Source organism: Pyxidicoccus sp. MSG2 (assembly GCF_026626705.1).
In the GTDB taxonomy this organism is placed as follows: Bacteria; Myxococcota; Myxococcia; order Myxococcales; family Myxococcaceae; genus Myxococcus.
Window position 1 is genome coordinate 873415 of sequence record NZ_JAPNKC010000001.1, and the last position, 16721, is coordinate 890135.

General features: G+C 70.6%; 15 protein-coding genes. 4 read left to right on the forward strand and 11 right to left on the reverse strand.

Features of this window, described 5'->3' with window-relative positions; all coding sequences use genetic code 11:
* Positions 1-56: 56 nt before the first annotated feature.
* A complete protein-coding gene (locus OV427_RS03725) occupies positions 57-1535 on the forward strand; it encodes a hypothetical protein (protein WP_267854730.1) in 1479 nt (492 codons plus the stop codon).
* Positions 1536-1538: 3 nt separating this feature from the next.
* Here OV427_RS03725 and OV427_RS03730 read toward each other — a convergent pair whose 3' ends face one another.
* The 5 genes from OV427_RS03730 to OV427_RS03750 all read right to left on the reverse strand — a co-directional run bounded on the left by OV427_RS03730 (position 1539) and on the right by OV427_RS03750 (position 6169).
* Positions 1539-2087 carry an isochorismatase family protein gene (locus OV427_RS03730; protein WP_267854731.1) on the reverse strand — a complete coding sequence of 183 codons (549 nt, stop codon included), beginning with the start codon at positions 2085-2087 and terminating at the stop codon, positions 1539-1541.
* A 75-nt stretch (positions 2088-2162) separates the two neighbouring features.
* Complete coding sequence (locus OV427_RS03735; RefSeq protein WP_267854732.1) at positions 2163-2579, reverse strand: MerC domain-containing protein; 417 nt, start codon at positions 2577-2579, stop codon at positions 2163-2165.
* Positions 2573-4306 (reverse strand): hypothetical protein, encoded by a 1734-nt coding sequence (locus OV427_RS03740; RefSeq protein ID WP_267854733.1) that lies wholly within the window; start codon positions 4304-4306, stop codon positions 2573-2575. Before OV427_RS03740 ends, OV427_RS03735 begins: the two co-directional genes overlap by 7 nt.
* A gap of 653 nt (positions 4307-4959) precedes the next feature.
* Positions 4960-5457: a hypothetical protein gene (locus tag OV427_RS03745; RefSeq protein ID WP_267854734.1), complete on the reverse strand. Its 498-nt coding sequence runs from the start codon at positions 5455-5457 to the stop codon at positions 4960-4962.
* Positions 5458-5731: 274 nt separating this feature from the next.
* Positions 5732-6169 (reverse strand): hypothetical protein, encoded by a 438-nt coding sequence (locus OV427_RS03750; RefSeq protein WP_267854735.1) that lies wholly within the window; start codon positions 6167-6169, stop codon positions 5732-5734.
* Positions 6170-6441: 272 nt separating this feature from the next.
* Here OV427_RS03750 and OV427_RS03755 point away from each other — a divergent pair, with 272 nt between their 5' ends.
* The 3 genes from OV427_RS03755 to OV427_RS03765 all read left to right on the forward strand — a co-directional run bounded on the left by OV427_RS03755 (position 6442) and on the right by OV427_RS03765 (position 10038).
* Positions 6442-7914, forward strand: a complete 1473-nt coding sequence (locus OV427_RS03755; RefSeq protein WP_267854736.1) for a hypothetical protein — start codon at positions 6442-6444, stop codon at positions 7912-7914.
* Between the two features lie 98 nt (positions 7915-8012).
* Entirely contained in the window at positions 8013-8723 is a 711-nt protein-coding gene (locus tag OV427_RS03760) for a Bax inhibitor-1/YccA family protein (protein WP_267854737.1), read from the forward strand.
* Positions 8724-8871: 148 nt separating this feature from the next.
* Entirely contained in the window at positions 8872-10038 is a 1167-nt protein-coding gene (locus tag OV427_RS03765; protein WP_324289923.1) for a lytic polysaccharide monooxygenase, read from the forward strand.
* Positions 10039-10095: 57 nt separating this feature from the next.
* Here OV427_RS03765 and OV427_RS03770 read toward each other — a convergent pair whose 3' ends face one another.
* The 6 genes from OV427_RS03770 to OV427_RS03795 all read right to left on the reverse strand — a co-directional run bounded on the left by OV427_RS03770 (position 10096) and on the right by OV427_RS03795 (position 16416).
* Positions 10096-11382 carry a DUF7305 domain-containing protein gene (locus OV427_RS03770; RefSeq protein ID WP_267854738.1) on the reverse strand — a complete coding sequence of 429 codons (1287 nt, stop codon included), beginning with the start codon at positions 11380-11382 and terminating at the stop codon, positions 10096-10098.
* Positions 11379-12275 carry a tetratricopeptide repeat protein gene (locus OV427_RS03775; protein ID WP_267854739.1) on the reverse strand — a complete coding sequence of 299 codons (897 nt, stop codon included), beginning with the start codon at positions 12273-12275 and terminating at the stop codon, positions 11379-11381. The genes OV427_RS03770 and OV427_RS03775 overlap by 4 nt, the downstream gene beginning before the upstream one ends.
* Positions 12272-12862, reverse strand: coding sequence for a sigma-70 family RNA polymerase sigma factor (locus tag OV427_RS03780; protein WP_420718244.1), 591 nt, complete (start codon positions 12860-12862; stop codon positions 12272-12274). Before OV427_RS03780 ends, OV427_RS03775 begins: the two co-directional genes overlap by 4 nt.
* Positions 12863-12896: 34 nt before the next feature.
* Positions 12897-13979, reverse strand: coding sequence for a hypothetical protein (locus tag OV427_RS03785; protein ID WP_267854740.1), 1083 nt, complete (start codon positions 13977-13979; stop codon positions 12897-12899).
* Between the two features lie 121 nt (positions 13980-14100).
* Positions 14101-15894, reverse strand: a complete 1794-nt coding sequence (locus OV427_RS03790) for a glycosyl hydrolase family 18 protein (protein ID WP_267854741.1) — start codon at positions 15892-15894, stop codon at positions 14101-14103.
* 180 nt (positions 15895-16074) lie between these two features.
* Positions 16075-16416 (reverse strand): (2Fe-2S) ferredoxin domain-containing protein, encoded by a 342-nt coding sequence (locus tag OV427_RS03795; protein ID WP_267854742.1) that lies wholly within the window; start codon positions 16414-16416, stop codon positions 16075-16077.
* Positions 16417-16721 lie beyond the last annotated feature (305 nt).

The window sequence follows — 16721 nt, forward strand, 5'->3', positions numbered from 1 at the left end:
ATCGTAGCGTTCCATCGGCAGACCGTGCGTTCCGTCCCAGGCCGGAGGGGGCTTACATGAATGTCCGTGGGTTGATGCCGTGGCTCGTGATGATGGCGGTGGGCTGTGCACATGCCCCCCGGACCGCGGAGCCGGAGCAGCCGAAGTTCGAGCACGTCTTCCAGAAGCCACTGGCCGAGGCACTGGCCACCACGCGCGAGCTGCTGTCCGCGAAGGGCTACACCTTCGAGGAAACGCAGGACGCGAGCCAGTTGCTCACGACGTGGGAGAAGCCGGACCACCGGGGCACCGGCAACATGACCTTCTCCCGCTACCTGGTGACGGGCATCGCCGTGGGCCCGCGCCAGTCGGTGGTCCGCATCTTCCGCATGAAGTTCAACGCGGTGGGCAACGACGCCAGCCTGAGGAACGTGTGGTGGAAGACCCTCCGGGAGCGGGCCGAGCTGACCGGCACCGCACAATTCGCCGTCACCGTCATCGACGATGCCCCGGTGGCACCGCTCGAGATGCGCATGGCCTCACGTGGCAGCCGCGACATGGACCTGGAGAAGGAGCTCACCCTGCGACTGGAGTCCGCGCCCTCCCTCGAGGTGGTGAGCGGCAACCTGCACCAGGACCCGGTGCTCACGCCCGTGCGGAACGCCGAGTTCTACCTCGTCCGCTGGCATGACACGGCGCCGCCGCCGGGCCAGTGCGGGGAGACGGTGCGCGACCTGGACGGGCTGATGATTCCGGCGCTCACCCTGCTCATCGGCGAGCAGCTCGGCTCGCGCGAAGTGCCCCTCGTGGTGGGCAACGTCGTCTGCCATCTGGCCGAGGCGGGGCTGCCCGTGGCGCTCGGCCTCTCCATTCCCCAGACGGAGCAGCAGCGGGTGGACCGCTACCTCGCGAGCGCGGGCACACCGGCCGACCAGGACGCGCTGCTGGAGGGGCGCTTCTGGACGCGCCCCTACCAGGACGGCCGCAGCAGCCGCGCCATCTTCGACCTCATCGACCGGGTGCGCGCCATGCGGGCCGCCGGCCTGCGCGTGACGCTGGTGGCCTATGACACCGACACGGCCTGGGCGAGCGAGCGCGACGCCGAGCTGGCGAAGGTGTGGACGCAGCGCCGCAAGACCCACCCCGACGAGCTCCAGGTCATCCTGGCCGGCAATGCGCACACGCGCACCGTCACCGGGGCGGCATGGGACCGGGACTTCACCCCCATGGCGCACCACCTGAAGAAGGGACGGCTGGTGGTACTGGAGATGAGCTACGCGCAGGGCACGCGCTGGGGCTGTGACCTGGACCGCGCCGGCAAGCTGCAGTGTGGATACATCGGCGCGACGCCCTCGGAGCGGGTCGCCGCGCCGCCGGGGCAGACGCCGTACGTCCAGCGCTTCGAGTCCTCCACGAGCGAGGGCATCGACGGGCTGCTCTACGTGGGCCAGTTGTCGCCGTCGCTGCCCGCCATCTCCAAGGACGTGCTGCCGCCTCCGCCGTCCGGCCTCGGTCCGTTGCCTCCGCCGGGGGCCGACAAGCCGTCCGTTTTCTAGGCGTCAGCGCACCGCCGCGGAGACCTTCTTGAACTCGGGCGTGCCCGCACGCTCGAGCAGGTCGAACAGCGCGGCCTCCACGGTGACGACCTGGGCGCCCGCGTCGCGGCACAAATCCAGCCCCACGCGGCGGTCCTCCGCCGAGCGCGACAGCACCGCGTCCGCCAGCAGGAAGGGGGACAGCCCGCGCTCGGTCAGGTCGCGCACCGTCTGGAAGACGCAGATGTGCGCCTCCATGCCGGCCACCAGCACCTGACGCCGGTGGCCCAGCGCGGCCAGCACCTCTGGAACGGCCGCGCTGAACTCCATCTTCTCCACGGGCTTCACGTCGCCCAGCCGCATGCGCACCAGCGAGTGCGTGGGGCCCAGCCCCTTGGAGTACTGCTCGGTGAGGATGATGGGGAGGCCGAGCGCGCGCGCCCCTTCGATGGCGGCGTTGGTGCGCGTGAGCGTCCGCTCCAGCGCGTCCCGGTCCATGGCGGCGCACAGCCGCTCCTGGATGTCCACGATGAGCAGCGCAGCCTGGTCCAGCTTGAGGCGGAAGGTGGGCATGTCCCCTCCTCGCGCGAACCCGTCCGGCCCGTCAAGCGGCGGAGGCGGGACACCGCTCGCGAAAGACGCTCCCACTCACCGTGATTCGGGAGGGCAACAGTCGCGGCACAGGGCGCGGTTTCGCCCGTGGGCCACCGCCATCACCAGCCCGCCCGCCAGCGTGAGGCCCGTCTCCCACCAGCCAGCAGCCCCTTCCGGGACGAGGAAGGCCCCACCCGCGAGCAGCCCCACGCCCAGCGCGGCGAGCCCCGGCGCGGAGATGCGGCGGTGGTGGCGCCAGCCCGGGACGAAGGAGGCCAGCGCGCTCGCGGCCACCAGCACGAGGAGCCAGCGGTGCACGGACTCGGCCCCCAGCACCCCGGCGACAGCCACTGGAAGCACGCCCAGCACCACGGGCAGCACCACGCAGTGGACGATGCACAGCGCGGAGAGCCACTGGCCCACGCCATCCCAGCGCGAACGCGCAGGCGTCGTTTCCGAAGCGGTCAGCAAGACACCTTCTCCAGGGGCCGAGGGCCCGTGCTTCCGGCCTCCGGCGTGGGCGCGAGCTCCGACGGGCGGACCAGCCGCAGCACGCGGCCCCGTCCGGCGATGAAGAGTCGCGCGCGCCGCAACTCCGGCAGGTGCGGGTCCGCGTCGCGCCAGCAGTCGAGGAAGGCGGTGAACGCCGCCACCGCCTCCTCCCACGCGCCCACCGCCACCAGCACCTCGGCGGACAGCAGGCGGGCGTGGCCGCAGCCAGGCCGCTCCGACACCAACGACCTCGACAGCTCCAACGCCCGGTCCTCGCGGTCCGAGTGCAGCCGCAGCCGGGTCAGCGCCTCGCGCGCGGGACGTGAGAAGGGCATGGGACCGGCCGCGCGCAGGCGGCGCTCCAGGCGCAGGGCGCGCGTCAGCGTGGCTTCAGCACGGCCCATGTCGCCCCGGCGGGCCTCCAGCGCGCCGCGCAGCTCGTGCGCGGCCACCTCCACCACCCGGGCCACATCTCGCGGACACAGGGCGCGGCCCTCCGAGCGGCGCTCCTCCGACAGCGGTGGATGGAGCGCGTCGAGCGCCTCGCACGCGTGCTCCACCACCGGCAGCCGGCCCGACTCCAGCGCGCTCAGGCCGCGCGTGTAGTGGCGCACGCCGTCGCGCAAGGCACGGTCGGCCAGCGTGGCGGAGTCCGGCAGCTCCATGGGCACGTCCGCGGCCGCGCGCCAGAAGCCGAAGCGCAGGTGCGCGGACACCATGGAGAGGGCCCCGAAGAGCACTGCTTGCGGCTCGCTCCCCGTCCCTTCCACGCGGTGCCGCAGGCGCCGGGCCCAGGACTGGGCCTCGGTGTACCGCCCCGCCTCCGCGCAGCCCTGGCTGAGCAGCCGCATGGCGGTCTCTGCGCTCGGGGCCGAGGGAGAAGACAGCGACTCGCCCGCGAGGTACGCATCGTCCGCGGTCACCGCGGCCTCCAGCGCCCGGCGTGCCTCGTCTCCTCGCCCCACCCGCTGCAGCAGCCGGCCCGCGGTGAGCAGCGCGGGGCTGGCCGCGGGGGCGAGCTCCACCAGCTTCCGCGCGCTCTCCAGCGCCGCCTCGGGCCGCGCGCTGTGCAGCATGGCGTTCGCCCATGCGTGGTGCACACCCGCGTGGTCCGGATGCGTGCGCAGCAATTCACGCAGCAGGGCCTGTGCATAGGGCTGACCCTGTCCGGGGCGGCCGTCCGCCTCGTAGCCGTCCACGAGGAAGCCGGCCAGCAGCAGCCGCGCCTCGCCGTCCTCGGGGTAGCGGTCCACCAGGCACTCCATGTCCCGCACGAAGGCATGACGGCCATTGGAGGGGCCCTTGTCCGCGAGCAGGCTGGCGGCGACGACGTAGCGCTGCTCCAAATCGGTGGTGCCCTCGCTCAGCGCCAGCGCGCGGCGGATGGCCTCCGCCCGCGTGCCGGCGAAGCGGGCGCCAGCACCTCGCGTGAGGGCCAGGCCCCACCACGCCATGGCCAGCTCGGAATCCCTCCGCGCCGCCTCGGCGAAGGAGCGGCGTGCCTCCGAACCCCAGCCCAGGTGCAACAGCCGCAGCCCCTGGTCGAAGTACGCCTGCGCCAGCGGCTCGCGGGTGCTCACTTCCAGGTGCGCGGTGCCCAGGCCCTCGCGCAGCGGTGGGGACGGCAGGGCATTGTCCGCCACGTCCTCCCACGGAATCTGGATGTAGACGGACGGCTCGTCTGCTCGAAGAAGTCGCGCCAGCATGATGTGCTCCTCAGGCCCCGGAGACCGGGGCGAGACAGGCGTTCAATCCAGAATCCAGTGCACTGATGCGAGAACCGAGACGCCTCCAGGCCGCGGCCAACGCATCCGCCGCGACGGGAGACGTCTTCCCGCGCGCCCCCAGACACGTGCGACGCCAGCCCGTCCCCAGCTCCCGCGCCACCCACTCCTCATGGCCGGCGAGCCACCCGGCCAGCGACGCCAGCACGACACGAGCACCGCGATTCTGCTCCGCTGTGACGGGCTCGCGCCACGGGCCTAATTCCTGCGCTCGAAAGACAGATGTGGGAGGCGCCACTTCCAGCAGGCGCGGAGAAAAACCGTCCCTTGCAACGAATACGGCTTCCCCGCACTCACACAGCACCCCGAAGCCCCACAACACCAGACGCCCCTCACCCTGCATATCCATTGAGTATGCGCTCTGCCCTTCGGCGCCCTCGGGACGCGCATGGCGTACGAGCCCACGGCGCAGGAGGAGGTTTCCCTCGGGGCAGCACACGTCCCGGCCGAGGCACCACATGGAGACGTCGAACAGACGCGCTCCCTCGCGGCGCAAGTCGTCGGGCAGTACGGAGGTGGCACGCATCTCAATTCCTCACACGATGGATATGCAGGGCGCGGGAGTCGGGGTGGGACTACTCCTCGTGGTCGTGGCCTTCGTGCGAGGACTCCTCGATGACCAGTGAGATGGTCGCCGTGGAGGTGGGACCGAAGGTGAGGGTATGGGTGCCCACTGTGAGGGGAACCACGTAGCGGCCCTTGATGTCGGTGCACACGGAGGAGCTCGTCGTGTGCTCCTCGATGTCCACCACGGTGCCGCTGGAGTTCCGGATGACGAGCGGCACGTCCACCTGGGTGAAGAAGACGTAGTCGGTGGCCTCGGTCGCGGCGAAGGACACGGAGCCCGTCTTGCCGCCCGTGCCATCCACGAGGGTGACGTCGTAGCGGCGGTGGTCATTGCCCACGGCCGGAGGCGTGCCGGTGGTGGTGGCGGTGAGGGCGACGGCCGGCCCCTCCTGGAGGTGCTCGCATCCCTCGACGTCGACGCTCGCCTCCTCTTCTTCGTCGTCTCCGCAGGCAGTGGAGAGCAGCGCGGTGGACATCAGGAGGGCGGCAAGGAGCTTCTTGTTCATGGTGTGACTCCACGGTGGTTGGACTGCGATTGCGCCACGCCGCCACGCCGCGCGGGACACCGCCAGGGAAGGCAGTGCCAGCGCGAACGCGTAGGCATGGAATAGTCAGACGTCTGCGCGATGCGGTGGGCGCGAGAGGGCGTCAGCCAGCGACTGCATGGAGCCACGGTCCTCTCGCTCCGCACGGGGCGGAACGAGGACCTGGGACTTCACGGGTCGACGGACGCCACACGACACGAGCGTGCCGTGTGAAGAGGAGACGCGCTCCCGAGTCTCACGCGCGAGGCGGAGAGCCCTTGGGAGCGAGGTGCAGCCGTGCGACAGGCTCCGCGTGAAAGCGGAACACCGCCAGCGCGGGCGCGGAGCGGATGGACACCACCGGGAGGACGGCGGTGGCCTCCGCCGGAGGCAGGGCCTCACGACGGAAGAAGACATGGACGCAGTGCGCGTCCACGTCGTGCGTTCCTCCGACGACGTCGGGACGGGAGGCGACGCGGGCATCGTCGAAGGAGTCCTCGACCTGCCCGGATGCGTGCGCGCTCCCCTCCTCCACGTGCACCATCTCGCCGTGCTCCAGACACGTGGCGTGCTGGACGAGGGCGAAGTGCATGACGTTTCCCACGTACGCCAGCGCGCACACGAGCACGAGCGGCAGCGCCAGGAGGCGCGACCGGACGAGACTCACGGGCAGATGGCGGGTGGAAGGGCTCACGTCAGCGGGTTCCCAAATGATACGGGATTGCGTTTTGTAAACGATACGTGAGGCCCGCGCAAGTCATACCCTCGCATGTGTTTCACACGGCATACCCCATCGCACCCGACTTCACCGGAGCGTCCGGGTCCAGCGGCATCGTGGTGAAACCGGGTCCACGCCGACCACCCGGGAGGGCTCCGGTGGCCTCGGGCTGATGGACCGGTGAACCCGTGTGGGCGTAGGGTTCCCGCGCCCCGGGGAGTCCCGGGCGTTTTCGAGGACAGGACTTCGTGCAAGAGTTCATCGACGTGCTGCGGAGCCAGGCGCGCCACATCGCTCCCGAGCTGGCGCAGCTCGCGTACAAGCGGGGCCTGGCGGTGACGCAGCAGGACGGCACCACCCGGCCCATCCCCATCACCGCCACCCCCGTGGTGCTGGACGCGGCGGAAATCCGCCGCCGCGCCGAGCTGTCCGCCCGCTTGTCGTCCGCCACCGTGAAGATGGCGCGCGCGCTGCTGGACGGCCCCGACGCGCAGGAGCTGCTGGGCGCGCTCTCTCCGCTCGAGCGCTCGCTCGCGGAGCGCACCTGGCGCCAGGCCACACGCCTGGCCACCACGCGGGTGGACTACTTCGTCGCCGGCGGCAAGCCGTGGGCGCTGGAGGTCAACGCCACCATCCCCGCCATGCAGGGGTATTCCGACATCGCGGCGCGCACCTTCATCGAGGTGGTGGGCCGCTACTTCCGCTACCCGGAGAAGGCCCTGCACACGCTGCTGAGCCTCAATGGCAGCAACGCGCTGGCGCTGTACCGCTCGCTGCTGGACGGGTACGCGGCGGAGCGCAACGGGAAGATGCCGGACACGGTGGCCCTGCTGTGCCGCCGCAACGACGCGCAAATCACCGAGCTGCGCTGGCTGTGCGAGCGCTTCCGCGAGTTCGGCGCGGACGCGGACGTGGTGCACCCGGATGAGGTCTCCGGCGACGACGCCTTCGAGGTGCGCGGCAAGAAGTACGACCTCGTGTACCGGCACCTCTTCGTGCGGCGGCTGGAGGAGACGCCCTCGCCGTGGGTGGAGGACTTCGTGGGCACGGTGCCGGGGAAGAAGGCCGTGTTCCTCAACCCGCCCGCCTCGCAGGTGGAGGTGAAGTCCACCTTCGCGCGCCTGTCGCAGGCGCTGTCCGAGCCGAGCCTCGCCAAGGCCGCGGGCCTCACGGCGGACGAACTGGAGGCGGTGCGCGCCTCGGTGCCGTGGACACGCGTCTTCCGCCCCGGCCCCGCGGTGGGCCCCGACGGCGAGCGCGCCGGGGACCTGGTGGCCCTGGTGGCCGCGGACCCGAAGCGCTTCGTGCTCAAGCGGGCGTGGGACTACGGCGGTAAGGCCGTGTTCCTGGGCCGCTCGACGGGCACGGTGCCGTACACGGAGCGCGTGAAGGCCGCCTACGGCGAGCTGCTGGGCTGGCCGGAACTGTGCGCGCGCGCCGCGGCGGACCCGGCGGGCGGCGGCTTCGTGGTGCAGGAGGTGGTGGACTCGCCGCCCGAGGACCACCTGCTCTGCGAGCCGACCGGCACGGTGCTCCCCGCGTCCTTCTTCGTGGACTACTCGGCGTACGCGTCGGTAGGGCTCGCTCGCCAGCCTGCCTGGGGAGGGGTGTGCCGGGGTTCCATGTCGGAGATCGTCAACATCGTCGGCGGCGGTGGGGTCCTACCGCTCATCACCTCGGAAGTGGCCTCCAAGCTTTTGCTGGCATGGAAGGCCATTTAAGGGGTTTCACACGGGCCGGCGCGCGCGCATGACGCGGCCGGACACGCTATAAGAGCTTCGCCGCCGGGCCCATCCCGGCATGAAAGGAATCACAGTCCATGGCCTGGGAAACCTCCGGTTGGCAGACGGCTGAACACGCGCCGGTCGACACCGTGCTGGTGCAGGAGTCGCAGCGCGCCTTCATGACGCGCGTGCACGGTTGGATGTTCGGTGGGCTGATGGTGACCGCCATCATGGCCCTGGTGACGGTCAGCAACGAGCCGCTGCTGCGCGCGGTCATCAACTTCCGCATGCCCCTGCTGCTGGTGCAGTTCGGCGTGGTGCTCGGGCTGTCCTTCCTGGCCCCCCGCCTGTCGGGGGCGGTCGCCGCGTTGATGTTCCTCGGCTACTCGGCGCTCACGGGGATGACGCTGTCCATCTTCTTCCTCATCTACACCGCGGGCAGCATCGCCCAGGCGTTCTTCCTGACGGCGGGCGTCTACGGCGCCATGGCCATCTACGGCACCGTCACCAAGAAGAACCTGAGCTCGTGGGGCACGTTCCTCTTCATGGGCCTGGTGGGCATCATCCTGGCCAGCCTCGTCAACTTCATCATGCGCAGCGACGCGATGTCCTTCGTGGTGGCGTGCGCGTCCGTCGTCGTCTTCGCGGGCCTGACTGCGTACGACACCCAGAAGCTGAGGGAGCTGCACGCCGGCACGGGCTACAGCAGCGCCGCCACGGTGAGCATCGTCGGCGCGCTGACGCTCTACCTGGACTTCATCAACCTGTTCATCGCCCTCATGCGGCTGCTCGGCAAGCGCCGGTAGGCACCGAGCACCCTCGCGGTACACGAGAAGCCGTGGCGCGGGCCCTTCCGGGGGCGGCGCCACGGCTTCTTCGTTTTTCGCAACCCGATGACCCGAAGTCCGGGGCTGCCCCCTCCTCTCCCTCGCGCAGTCCGCACAGGAGGAAGGGATGTTCCCAGCAATCCGGAAGTCGCTTGCGTCGTTGCTCGTCGTGTCGAGTGTGCTGTCCGCCAGTCCGGCCCTGGCGCATGGCTCCATGGAGGTGCCCCTCAGCCGCGTCTACAGCTGCTTCAAGGAAGGGCCGGAGACGCCGAAGTCCGCCGCGTGCAAGGCCGCCATCCAGGCAGGAGGAACCCAGGCGCTCTACGACTGGAACGGAGTGCGTCAGGGCAATGCGAATGACAGGCATCGCGAAATCATCCCGGACGGGAAGCTGTGCAGTGCGGCGAACGAGAGCCACAAGGGGCTGGACCTGGCGAGGGCGGACTGGCCGTCCACGCTCATCGCCCCGGACGCCAGCGGGCGCTTCGAGTTCGTCTTCCATGCGACCGCGGTCCACGCCACGGGGTACTTCCGGCTCTACGTGACGCGGGAGGGCTACAACCCCGCGCTGCCGCTGAAGTGGTCGGACCTGGAGGCGAATCCCTTCTGCACGGTGACGAACGTCTCCGCCCAGAACAACCGCTACCGGCTGAGCTGCCCGTTTCCGCAGGGGAAGACAGGCTCGCACGTCGTCTATGGCATCTGGCAGCGCTCCGACAGCCCGGAGGCGTTCTATGCCTGCACCGACGTGAGGTTCAGCGACACGCCGCCTCCGCCTGTTTCCTGGAAGGAATTGGGACAGCTTCAGGCCCGCGAGGACCTGCCCTCCGGGAGCAAGGTGACCTTCCGCCTGTTCGACGCCGCGGGCGGTGACGTGGAGTCCCATGTCCTGGCGCTGGACGGCGCGGCGAGCACGGCGGCCAGCTGGATGTACCGGCTCGCGCAGCGGGTGAACACGGGCTCCAGCCGCGTGCAGGTGGGCGTGCTCCAGACGACGGGGAGCGTCGTCCCCGTGGAGAGCGCGACGGCCAACCGCGTCTATGCGCGCGAGACGGGCTACACGTTCCAGCTCGACGTGGAGAAGCCCTCCAGCGGCGGAGATGGCGGCACGGCCGCGTACAAGTACCCGGCGGGCCTCTCCAGCTACACGGCGGGGACCGTGGTGGAGGGCACGGACGGACTGCTCTACCGCTGCAAGCCGTTCCCCTACTCCGGCTGGTGCAAGGGCGCGGCGGCGTACTACGCGCCGGGAACGGGGAGCCACTGGCAGGACGCCTGGGAGCGCGTGCCCTGACAGGTGCTCGCCGCCGGTGACGGTGGGCCGAATGCAACCGTCACCGGCCGCGAGGAGTCAGTTGCCCGGACACTCGACACCGGCGTCGAGCACGTCCGCGTCGTAGTGGAGCCGGAGCGTCCCGGAGGACTCGAGATGCCGCACGAACACCGAGCCGAACACCTCCGCGTTGCCGCTCAGGCTCAGCAGGGCGCCGGGCGCGTAGACGTTGCCGGCCAGCACGCTGCCCGCGGACAGGGCGAGCACGCTGGAGCCCACGACGTACACGCGGGTCCGCGAAGGCATGTCGGCGGAGCCCAGCGTGAGCGGCCCCGCCACGGCGACGCTCCCCCCGATGAACAGGTCCAGCTCTCCGGGTGGCCGCACGTCCACCGTGAGGCCATCGCCCAGGTCCACCGCGTCACCGATGAAGAGCGCGGTGCGCGCACGGATGACGAGCGTCGCGCGCCCCGTGCCGGTGATGCGCGTGAGGTGGAAGCGCCCGCAGGGCAGCTCCAGCGTGCGCTCGCCCTGGATGCCCTCCAGTGCCGCCGCATCCAGGCCGATGGCCGCGTTGTCGTTGTCCAGCGAGTGATGGGCGACGAGCGCGGCGACATCCACCTGGGACGCGGCCTCGCAGGCACAGGGCATCACGGCGTCGACGGGCTCACGGAGCACCTCGGCGGCCTGCACCGGGCCCAGCGTGTACTCCGGCGGAACCGAGAGACTGCCGCCCACGGTGAGGGAGGCCAGCGCCACGTCTCCTCGTACGCGGGCCGTGCCCGTGACGGTCGCGGAGACGGTGCTCCCGCTGAGGGGACCGCCGCTGTACAGCGCTCCGCCCACCGTGAGCGGGCGCCCCAGTTGGATGCCTCCGTCACCGCCGACCTGGAGCGTCCCGCCCACGGAGACAGTGTCGTTGGCGGACAGGCTCCCGTTCACTCCGACATCACCACCGGCGCCGCCCGGCTGATACGGAGCCAGCGAGCCCCGGAAGGCATCGGTCTCCAGAGACGCACTGAGCGCGAGCCGCTCGCAGGTGCAGAGCGCCTTGCGGAAGGTCCGCTCCGCGAGCTGGCCGCTGCAGACACTCGCGCCGGTGTCTCCCACGACGATGGGCGGACCGCGTCCCGCGCAGTACGCCGTCCAGTCGGGAGGCACGCCGGAGTCGGGAGGCACGCCTGCGTCGAATGGGTTGCCGCCGTCGACAGGCTCGCCGCCATCCGGCGGGCCGGCGTCTTCGGAGGGCACCTCGAGTCCTCCACCGTCGGGCGAGCGGAGGGTGGCCACCAGGTCGCCCTGGGTACAGCTGGCGCTCAGGGTGGTGCCCGCGAGCAGCAGGGAGAGGCCCCAGTGCCGCTTCATGGCGCGGAGAGCTCCCGCAGCCGGGCCCTGGCCGTCTTGCCGAGCGGAGAGTCGGGGTGGCTCGCCAGGAACGACTCCAGCGCCCGGGCCTCCGCCGCCGCGTCGCCGAGCGCCCGGTACGCCTCCGCGATGCCGTGACGGGCTTCCTGACCGAGCACGCCCTGGGGCTGGAGCCGGAGCGCTTCCTGGAAGTGGCGCAGCGCGCCTCGCGCGTCACCCAGGTGCTCCAGCCGGAGCGAGCCCGAGGCAACCCGCGCGACATAGGACGCCAGGGACGCGGGCTCGGCGCGAATGACGCGTACGTACAGCGCGTCCGCCTCCTTCCAGCGTCCACCGGCCCGGAGCTCGTTGGCCTTGCGGAGCAGGTCCTCCGGAGCAACCGTCGAGAGGGCCTGCGAGGGCGCATCCCGCCGTGGCAGGCGCGTGGGCGGTGTGGCCTTCTTCGGGGAAGCCTCGGAGGACCCTGCTGGCGTGACGGGCGCGGGCACCGGAGCCTCCACCGCCGCGACATCGTCACCGGGCGAAGCCGGACTCACCCCTGGCGGAGTCCCTTCCGCCGCGACAGGGGCACCCGCTGGAGCTGGCCGCACGACAGGCCGCACCGCTTCCCGAGGCTCCGACATAGGCTCGGAGAACGCGAACCGCCAAACGGTCGCGGCCGCGGCTCCCGTGAGCACGAGCGCCCCCGCCATCAACCACATGGGGGGCCGCTTCGGCTTCCGGATGGGTTGCCGGGCTGAAGCCGCTTCCTCGACGGCCACCGCCGCCAACACGGCGCCAACGAGCGCGGCCGACTTCTGCCGGGAGATGCGGCGCGCCGGGCCCGCCTCTCCATCCAGCGGCGCCAGCAGGTCATCCAGGAGCGCGTCCCCCTCTTCTCGCACCGGGCTCATCCCTCCCCCTCCCCCGCCGACGCGAGCGCACGCAGTGCCGCACGCCCCAGCCGGAGCCGGCTGCGCACGGTCTCGAAAGGAATCCCGAGCTCCGTGGAGATCTCCGGCACGCTCAACTCCAGCACATGGTGCAGCACCATCGCGTGCCGCTGTTCCGTGGACAGCTTGTCCAGCAACGTCACCATGTCCCGCCGGTGGACGTACTCGTCCGGCTGCGCATCCTCCGAAGGCACCGCGACCAGCTCCGCCGGCTCATCCGCGTGCCGGGCCTCGCGTCCCCTCGAGCGCTTCAGCCAGGCGAATGTCGCTCGCGCCACCACGCGGTCGGCCCACGCATGGAAGCGGCCCTCGCTCCGGTACGTAGGCAGCCCGCGCATCAGGGCGATGAGCCCTTCCTGCGCGATGTCGTCCACGTCCGCGTCGCCCCGCACGAGGTAGCGCACCAGGTTGCGCACACGCGGCAGCAACTCCATCAACAGGGACTCGGTCGCCTCGCGCCGTCCCTGGATGGCCGCCTGGATGCGAGGGTCCTCCGCCTCGCGGGGGGCAACGGTCGCATATGAGCCCGAGCTCCTCATTTCCGACATGGAGAACCCACCGGGCTGAATCGGGTCATCGGACTCACGGAAGAAACACCATCGCCAGCCCCGCCCGGGGGCGGACGGCCCATCCGTCACCCCGAGGTACGATGTTTCCCTCAATGGCGTATCCCAGCGAGGGGCGCCCCAGGAGCAGCTCGGCGGAGAGGCTCGCTTCGAGAGCGAGCCGCGTGGCCGGACTCCACCGGGCCGTGAGTCGCGGCCCCAGCAGCAGGGCCAGCATGGCGCTCGAAGGTGCCGCGTCGACCTCCGGTGCGAGCGCCTCCGTCCTTCGAGTGAACACCACCGCTCCGGCCCCCAACCCGGCGGCGCACCCCAGCGGACCGGTGGACGCGAGGGGTACGTCCGCCCACAGCACGGCCCCCTGCTGTCCCAGCGTGAGCCGCGTGTGCGCATCACTCAGTCGAGCAGGCAGTCCCGCCAGGAACTGAAGCCCCAGGCGCAGTGAATCGCCCTCCCATCCCGCTCCGAGCAACAGCCCCTGATGACCCCTCCGGGCATACCCATCGAGCGCGGCATGTGCCCCCACCGAGAGCATCCATTGACCGGGGGAAGACGCGGGGGGTGGTGCCTCCACGGTCCGCACCGGCGCGGGTGGGGCGACGGGCACGGGCGGGGGAACGGCGGGAGGTTCCACCACCTCGCCCAGGGGCTCACCCATGTCCACCGCTCGCAGTGCGGAGCGGACCGCGAGCGCCAGGGCCTCCGCACCCGCGGACCACTCCAGCGAGCCGGGCTTGCCGTCCAGGCGCGCGGAGCGGACGAACAGGTGACGGCTCGAGGGCTCGGCGACCTGGACATGCACGTCGGCCCCGTCGCGCAGGAACCAGAGAACGACACGGGCCTGGTGACGTTCCGCGCGCCCCTCCGCCGCGAGCCACCGTGCGGAAGACGGGCCCTCGAAGGGAGGGCCCGGGTCCTCCACGAGCAGCACGGGCAAATCACTGCTCTGCCCGCGCACGCGCTCCAGCAGTGCCTCGTCCTCGGCGGAGGCCACGTGCGCCACGACCCTCCACGGCTCGGAGGCCCTCGCGGGGCCCGCGAGCAACAGCAGCAGGACGCTCCCGAGCACACGCCGCAGCAGCACATCCGCCGCCAATGACATGCGGGAACCCTAGCGCCCGGCAGCCAACGACAGAAGCCTCACGGAGTACGAACGCAACCGCGCGGGCCCGTGTCTGCCTTCACGGACCCGCGCGGTGCGGTGACGCGGGAATGCGCCGCTCTCAGTGCAGCTTCTGGTAGAGCGCTTCGACGAGCGAGCCGTCGTCGCCGCTCAACTCCCAGAACATCGCGCCGCCCAGGCCCTTGCTCAGGATGTAGTCCGACTTGGCGCCCATGCTCTGGGTGTCGTCATACGCAATCCACACCCGCGTGGAGGGGTTGTACACGTAGGCCTCCTTGCTCTCCGGGTGGAAGAACTTCGTGTACCCGGAACCGGCACGCTCGTAGTTCGCCTTGATGTCCTTGAAGTCGAACACGCCCGTCAGCCCCGAGGAGCCGTCGTCCCACGTGCCCTTCGTGGGGACGCCGCTCTGGAAGAGGCCGTTGTTCACGTTGGGCACGCTGCCCCACCCGCGCCCGTAGAACGGCACACCGAGGACGATCTTCGACGCGGGCACGCCCAGCTCCAGCATCTTCGCCACCGAGCCATCGCTGTAGAAGCCATCCACCGCACCGGGGTCACCCGTCACGCGGTTGAGCGGCGAGTGGAAGTTCACCGTGCTCTCGAAGGCCCCGTGGTAGTCGTAGGACATCACGTTGATCCAATCGAGCACGTCGGACAGCTTCTTCGTCTCCATCCGGTTCGCGAGCAGGTCCGGCGACGCGCCCGAGGCGATGGTGAGCAGGTACGCCTGGCCCGTCTGCGCGGTGACGGCGTTGAGCTGGCTGCGGAACTCCTGCATCAGCAGCGTGTAGTTCTGCTTGTCCGCGGGGCTGTAGATGTTGCCCGGCAGGCCGCCGCTGACGGGGTACTCCCAGTCGATGTCGATGCCGTCGAACACGCCCGCGCCGTTGGCCGGGGTGACGCCGGGGAACTGGCCACGGATGTACAGGTCCACGCAGGACTTCACGAACGCCGAGCGCGAGGCCGCGGTGGCCGCCACGCGCGAGAAGTACGTCGACCAGGACCAGCCACCGACGGAGATGAGGAGCTTGAGCTGCGGGTTCGTCCGCTTCAGTTCCTTGAACGCGCGGAAGTTGCCACGAAGCGCCCCGGCGTCCCACTCGCCCGGCCAGCCGCCGCCCTTGTCGATGTCCGCGTACGAGTCCCCGAGGACGCACTTCCCATCCGAGGTGATGTTGGAGAACGCGTAGTTGATGTGCGTGAGCTTCGAGGCCGGGACGTTGGCCACCTGGTAGTTGCGCGCGTAGATGCCCCACGCGGTGAAGTACCCGATGATGCGCTTGTTGCCCGGTGGCGGGCCGCCAATCTCCACGACGACGGAGACGGTCTTCGTGCCCACGTTGCCCGCGGCGTCGTACGCGCGCACCTCGTAGATGTACGTGCCGTTCTGGGCCGCGGCGGAGAACGCGCGGCTGTACTGGCCGCCCGTGGCCACCACCGCGCCGTTCTGCAGAATCTCCACCTTCGTCACGCCCACGTTGTCCGTGGCGGTGGCCGTCAGGGTCAGCGTGCCCGCCGCCGTGAAGCGCGTGGCGTTGGCGCTGAGGTTCGCGGTAGGCGCGATGACGTCACCGCCAGTGCCCGCATCCGTGCCGCCGCCGGTGCCCGCATCGGTGCCGCCGCCCGAGGCCCCCACGTCGAGCCACAACGCGGCCACCGCGAGCGGCGTCCAGTCCGCCTGCGAGGTGTGGGCCTGCCGGCACTCGTAGATGCGACCGCCGTAGATGACGCGCGTGCCCACCGGGTAGAAGACGCCGACCGCCCACTCCGCTTCGAGCGGGGCCGTCTGCCGGGACTCCTCGGTGGACTCGGTAGCGGTGACGTCCGGACTGCAACCTGCGACGGACAAAGCGGTGGCAATCAGGCCCCAGGCCCAGCTGCTGCGACGCATGCGTGTGCTCCTCGCCGCGTCGCAGGACAGCAGGGCACGGGCCGGGGACTCGGGAGTCCCGGCACCACGCACCCGCCCACCTCCGCGCGGACTTTCTTCGGGTTCAGCACGAAGGAGTCACGCAGTCATTTAATCGGGTTAATCGGGTGATTCGCGTCGCGTGGTGCTTGTGTGGAGGCGTCAGCCCTCCGCCTTCTCCTTGCGGGAGAACGGCATCATCAGCCGTTCCACGGGGCGGCCGTTGACGAGGTGCTGGTCGACGATTTCCGGCACGTCCTCCACCTTCACGCCGCCGTACCAGGTGCCCTCCGGGTAGACGACGACGGAGACGCCGAAGGCGCATGTGTCCAGGCACCCGGCCGCGTTGGCCCGCATGCCGCCCTTGAGGCCGCGCTTGTCGAGCTCCTCCTTGAAGGCGGCGCGCACCTCCTCCGCGCCCTTGCTGGCGCAACACCCCTTCGGGTTCCCTTCCGGGCGGCGGTTGGTGCAGACGAAGACGTGTCGTTTGAAGGGAGGAGGCATGTCCGCCTCCTAACGCGACGGACACGTGAAATCGACGCCGCCGTTCACCACCGGACCGCCCGGCGTCGGCCCCGGGGGCCGGTTTCTCGCCGGGCGGGTTGGCGCCTCCAGAATCCGTGCACAGACTCCCAGCAAACGTCTTCCAGTGATCACGCTCGCTTGCGAAGAAGTGACGATACATGACTCGCCATCTGCCCTTAGCCACTGCAAAGCATTGGTTGCTAGTGCCGCCGCTTGGCTCTAGATCGTCGGCCCCCGCAGCGCGCCGCTACAGGCAGGCAGCCAGCCGTAGCACCCCATTCTTT

Excerpts from the sequence above, each read along its gene's own strand:
- OV427_RS03725 (WP_267854730.1), top strand. The coding sequence starts at position 57 with ATGAATGTCCGTGGGTTGATGCCGTGGCTCGTGATGATGGCGGTGGGC.
- OV427_RS03730 (WP_267854731.1), bottom strand. The coding sequence starts at position 2,087 with ATGCCCACCTTCCGCCTCAAGCTGGACCAGGCTGCGCTGCTCATCGTG.
- OV427_RS03740 (WP_267854733.1), bottom strand. The coding sequence starts at position 4,306 with ATGCTGGCGCGACTTCTTCGAGCAGACGAGCCGTCCGTCTACATCCAG.
- OV427_RS03745 (WP_267854734.1), bottom strand. The coding sequence starts at position 5,457 with ATGAACAAGAAGCTCCTTGCCGCCCTCCTGATGTCCACCGCGCTGCTC.
- OV427_RS03760 (WP_267854737.1), top strand. The coding sequence starts at position 8,013 with ATGGCCTGGGAAACCTCCGGTTGGCAGACGGCTGAACACGCGCCGGTC.
- OV427_RS03765 (WP_324289923.1), top strand. The coding sequence starts at position 8,872 with ATGTTCCCAGCAATCCGGAAGTCGCTTGCGTCGTTGCTCGTCGTGTCG.
- OV427_RS03770 (WP_267854738.1), bottom strand. The coding sequence starts at position 11,382 with ATGAAGCGGCACTGGGGCCTCTCCCTGCTGCTCGCGGGCACCACCCTG.
- OV427_RS03775 (WP_267854739.1), bottom strand. The coding sequence starts at position 12,275 with ATGAGCCCGGTGCGAGAAGAGGGGGACGCGCTCCTGGATGACCTGCTG.
- OV427_RS03780 (WP_420718244.1), bottom strand. The coding sequence starts at position 12,862 with ATGTCGGAAATGAGGAGCTCGGGCTCATATGCGACCGTTGCCCCCCGC.
- OV427_RS03785 (WP_267854740.1), bottom strand. The coding sequence starts at position 13,979 with ATGTCATTGGCGGCGGATGTGCTGCTGCGGCGTGTGCTCGGGAGCGTC.
- OV427_RS03790 (WP_267854741.1), bottom strand. The coding sequence starts at position 15,894 with ATGCGTCGCAGCAGCTGGGCCTGGGGCCTGATTGCCACCGCTTTGTCC.
- OV427_RS03795 (WP_267854742.1), bottom strand. The coding sequence starts at position 16,416 with ATGCCTCCTCCCTTCAAACGACACGTCTTCGTCTGCACCAACCGCCGC.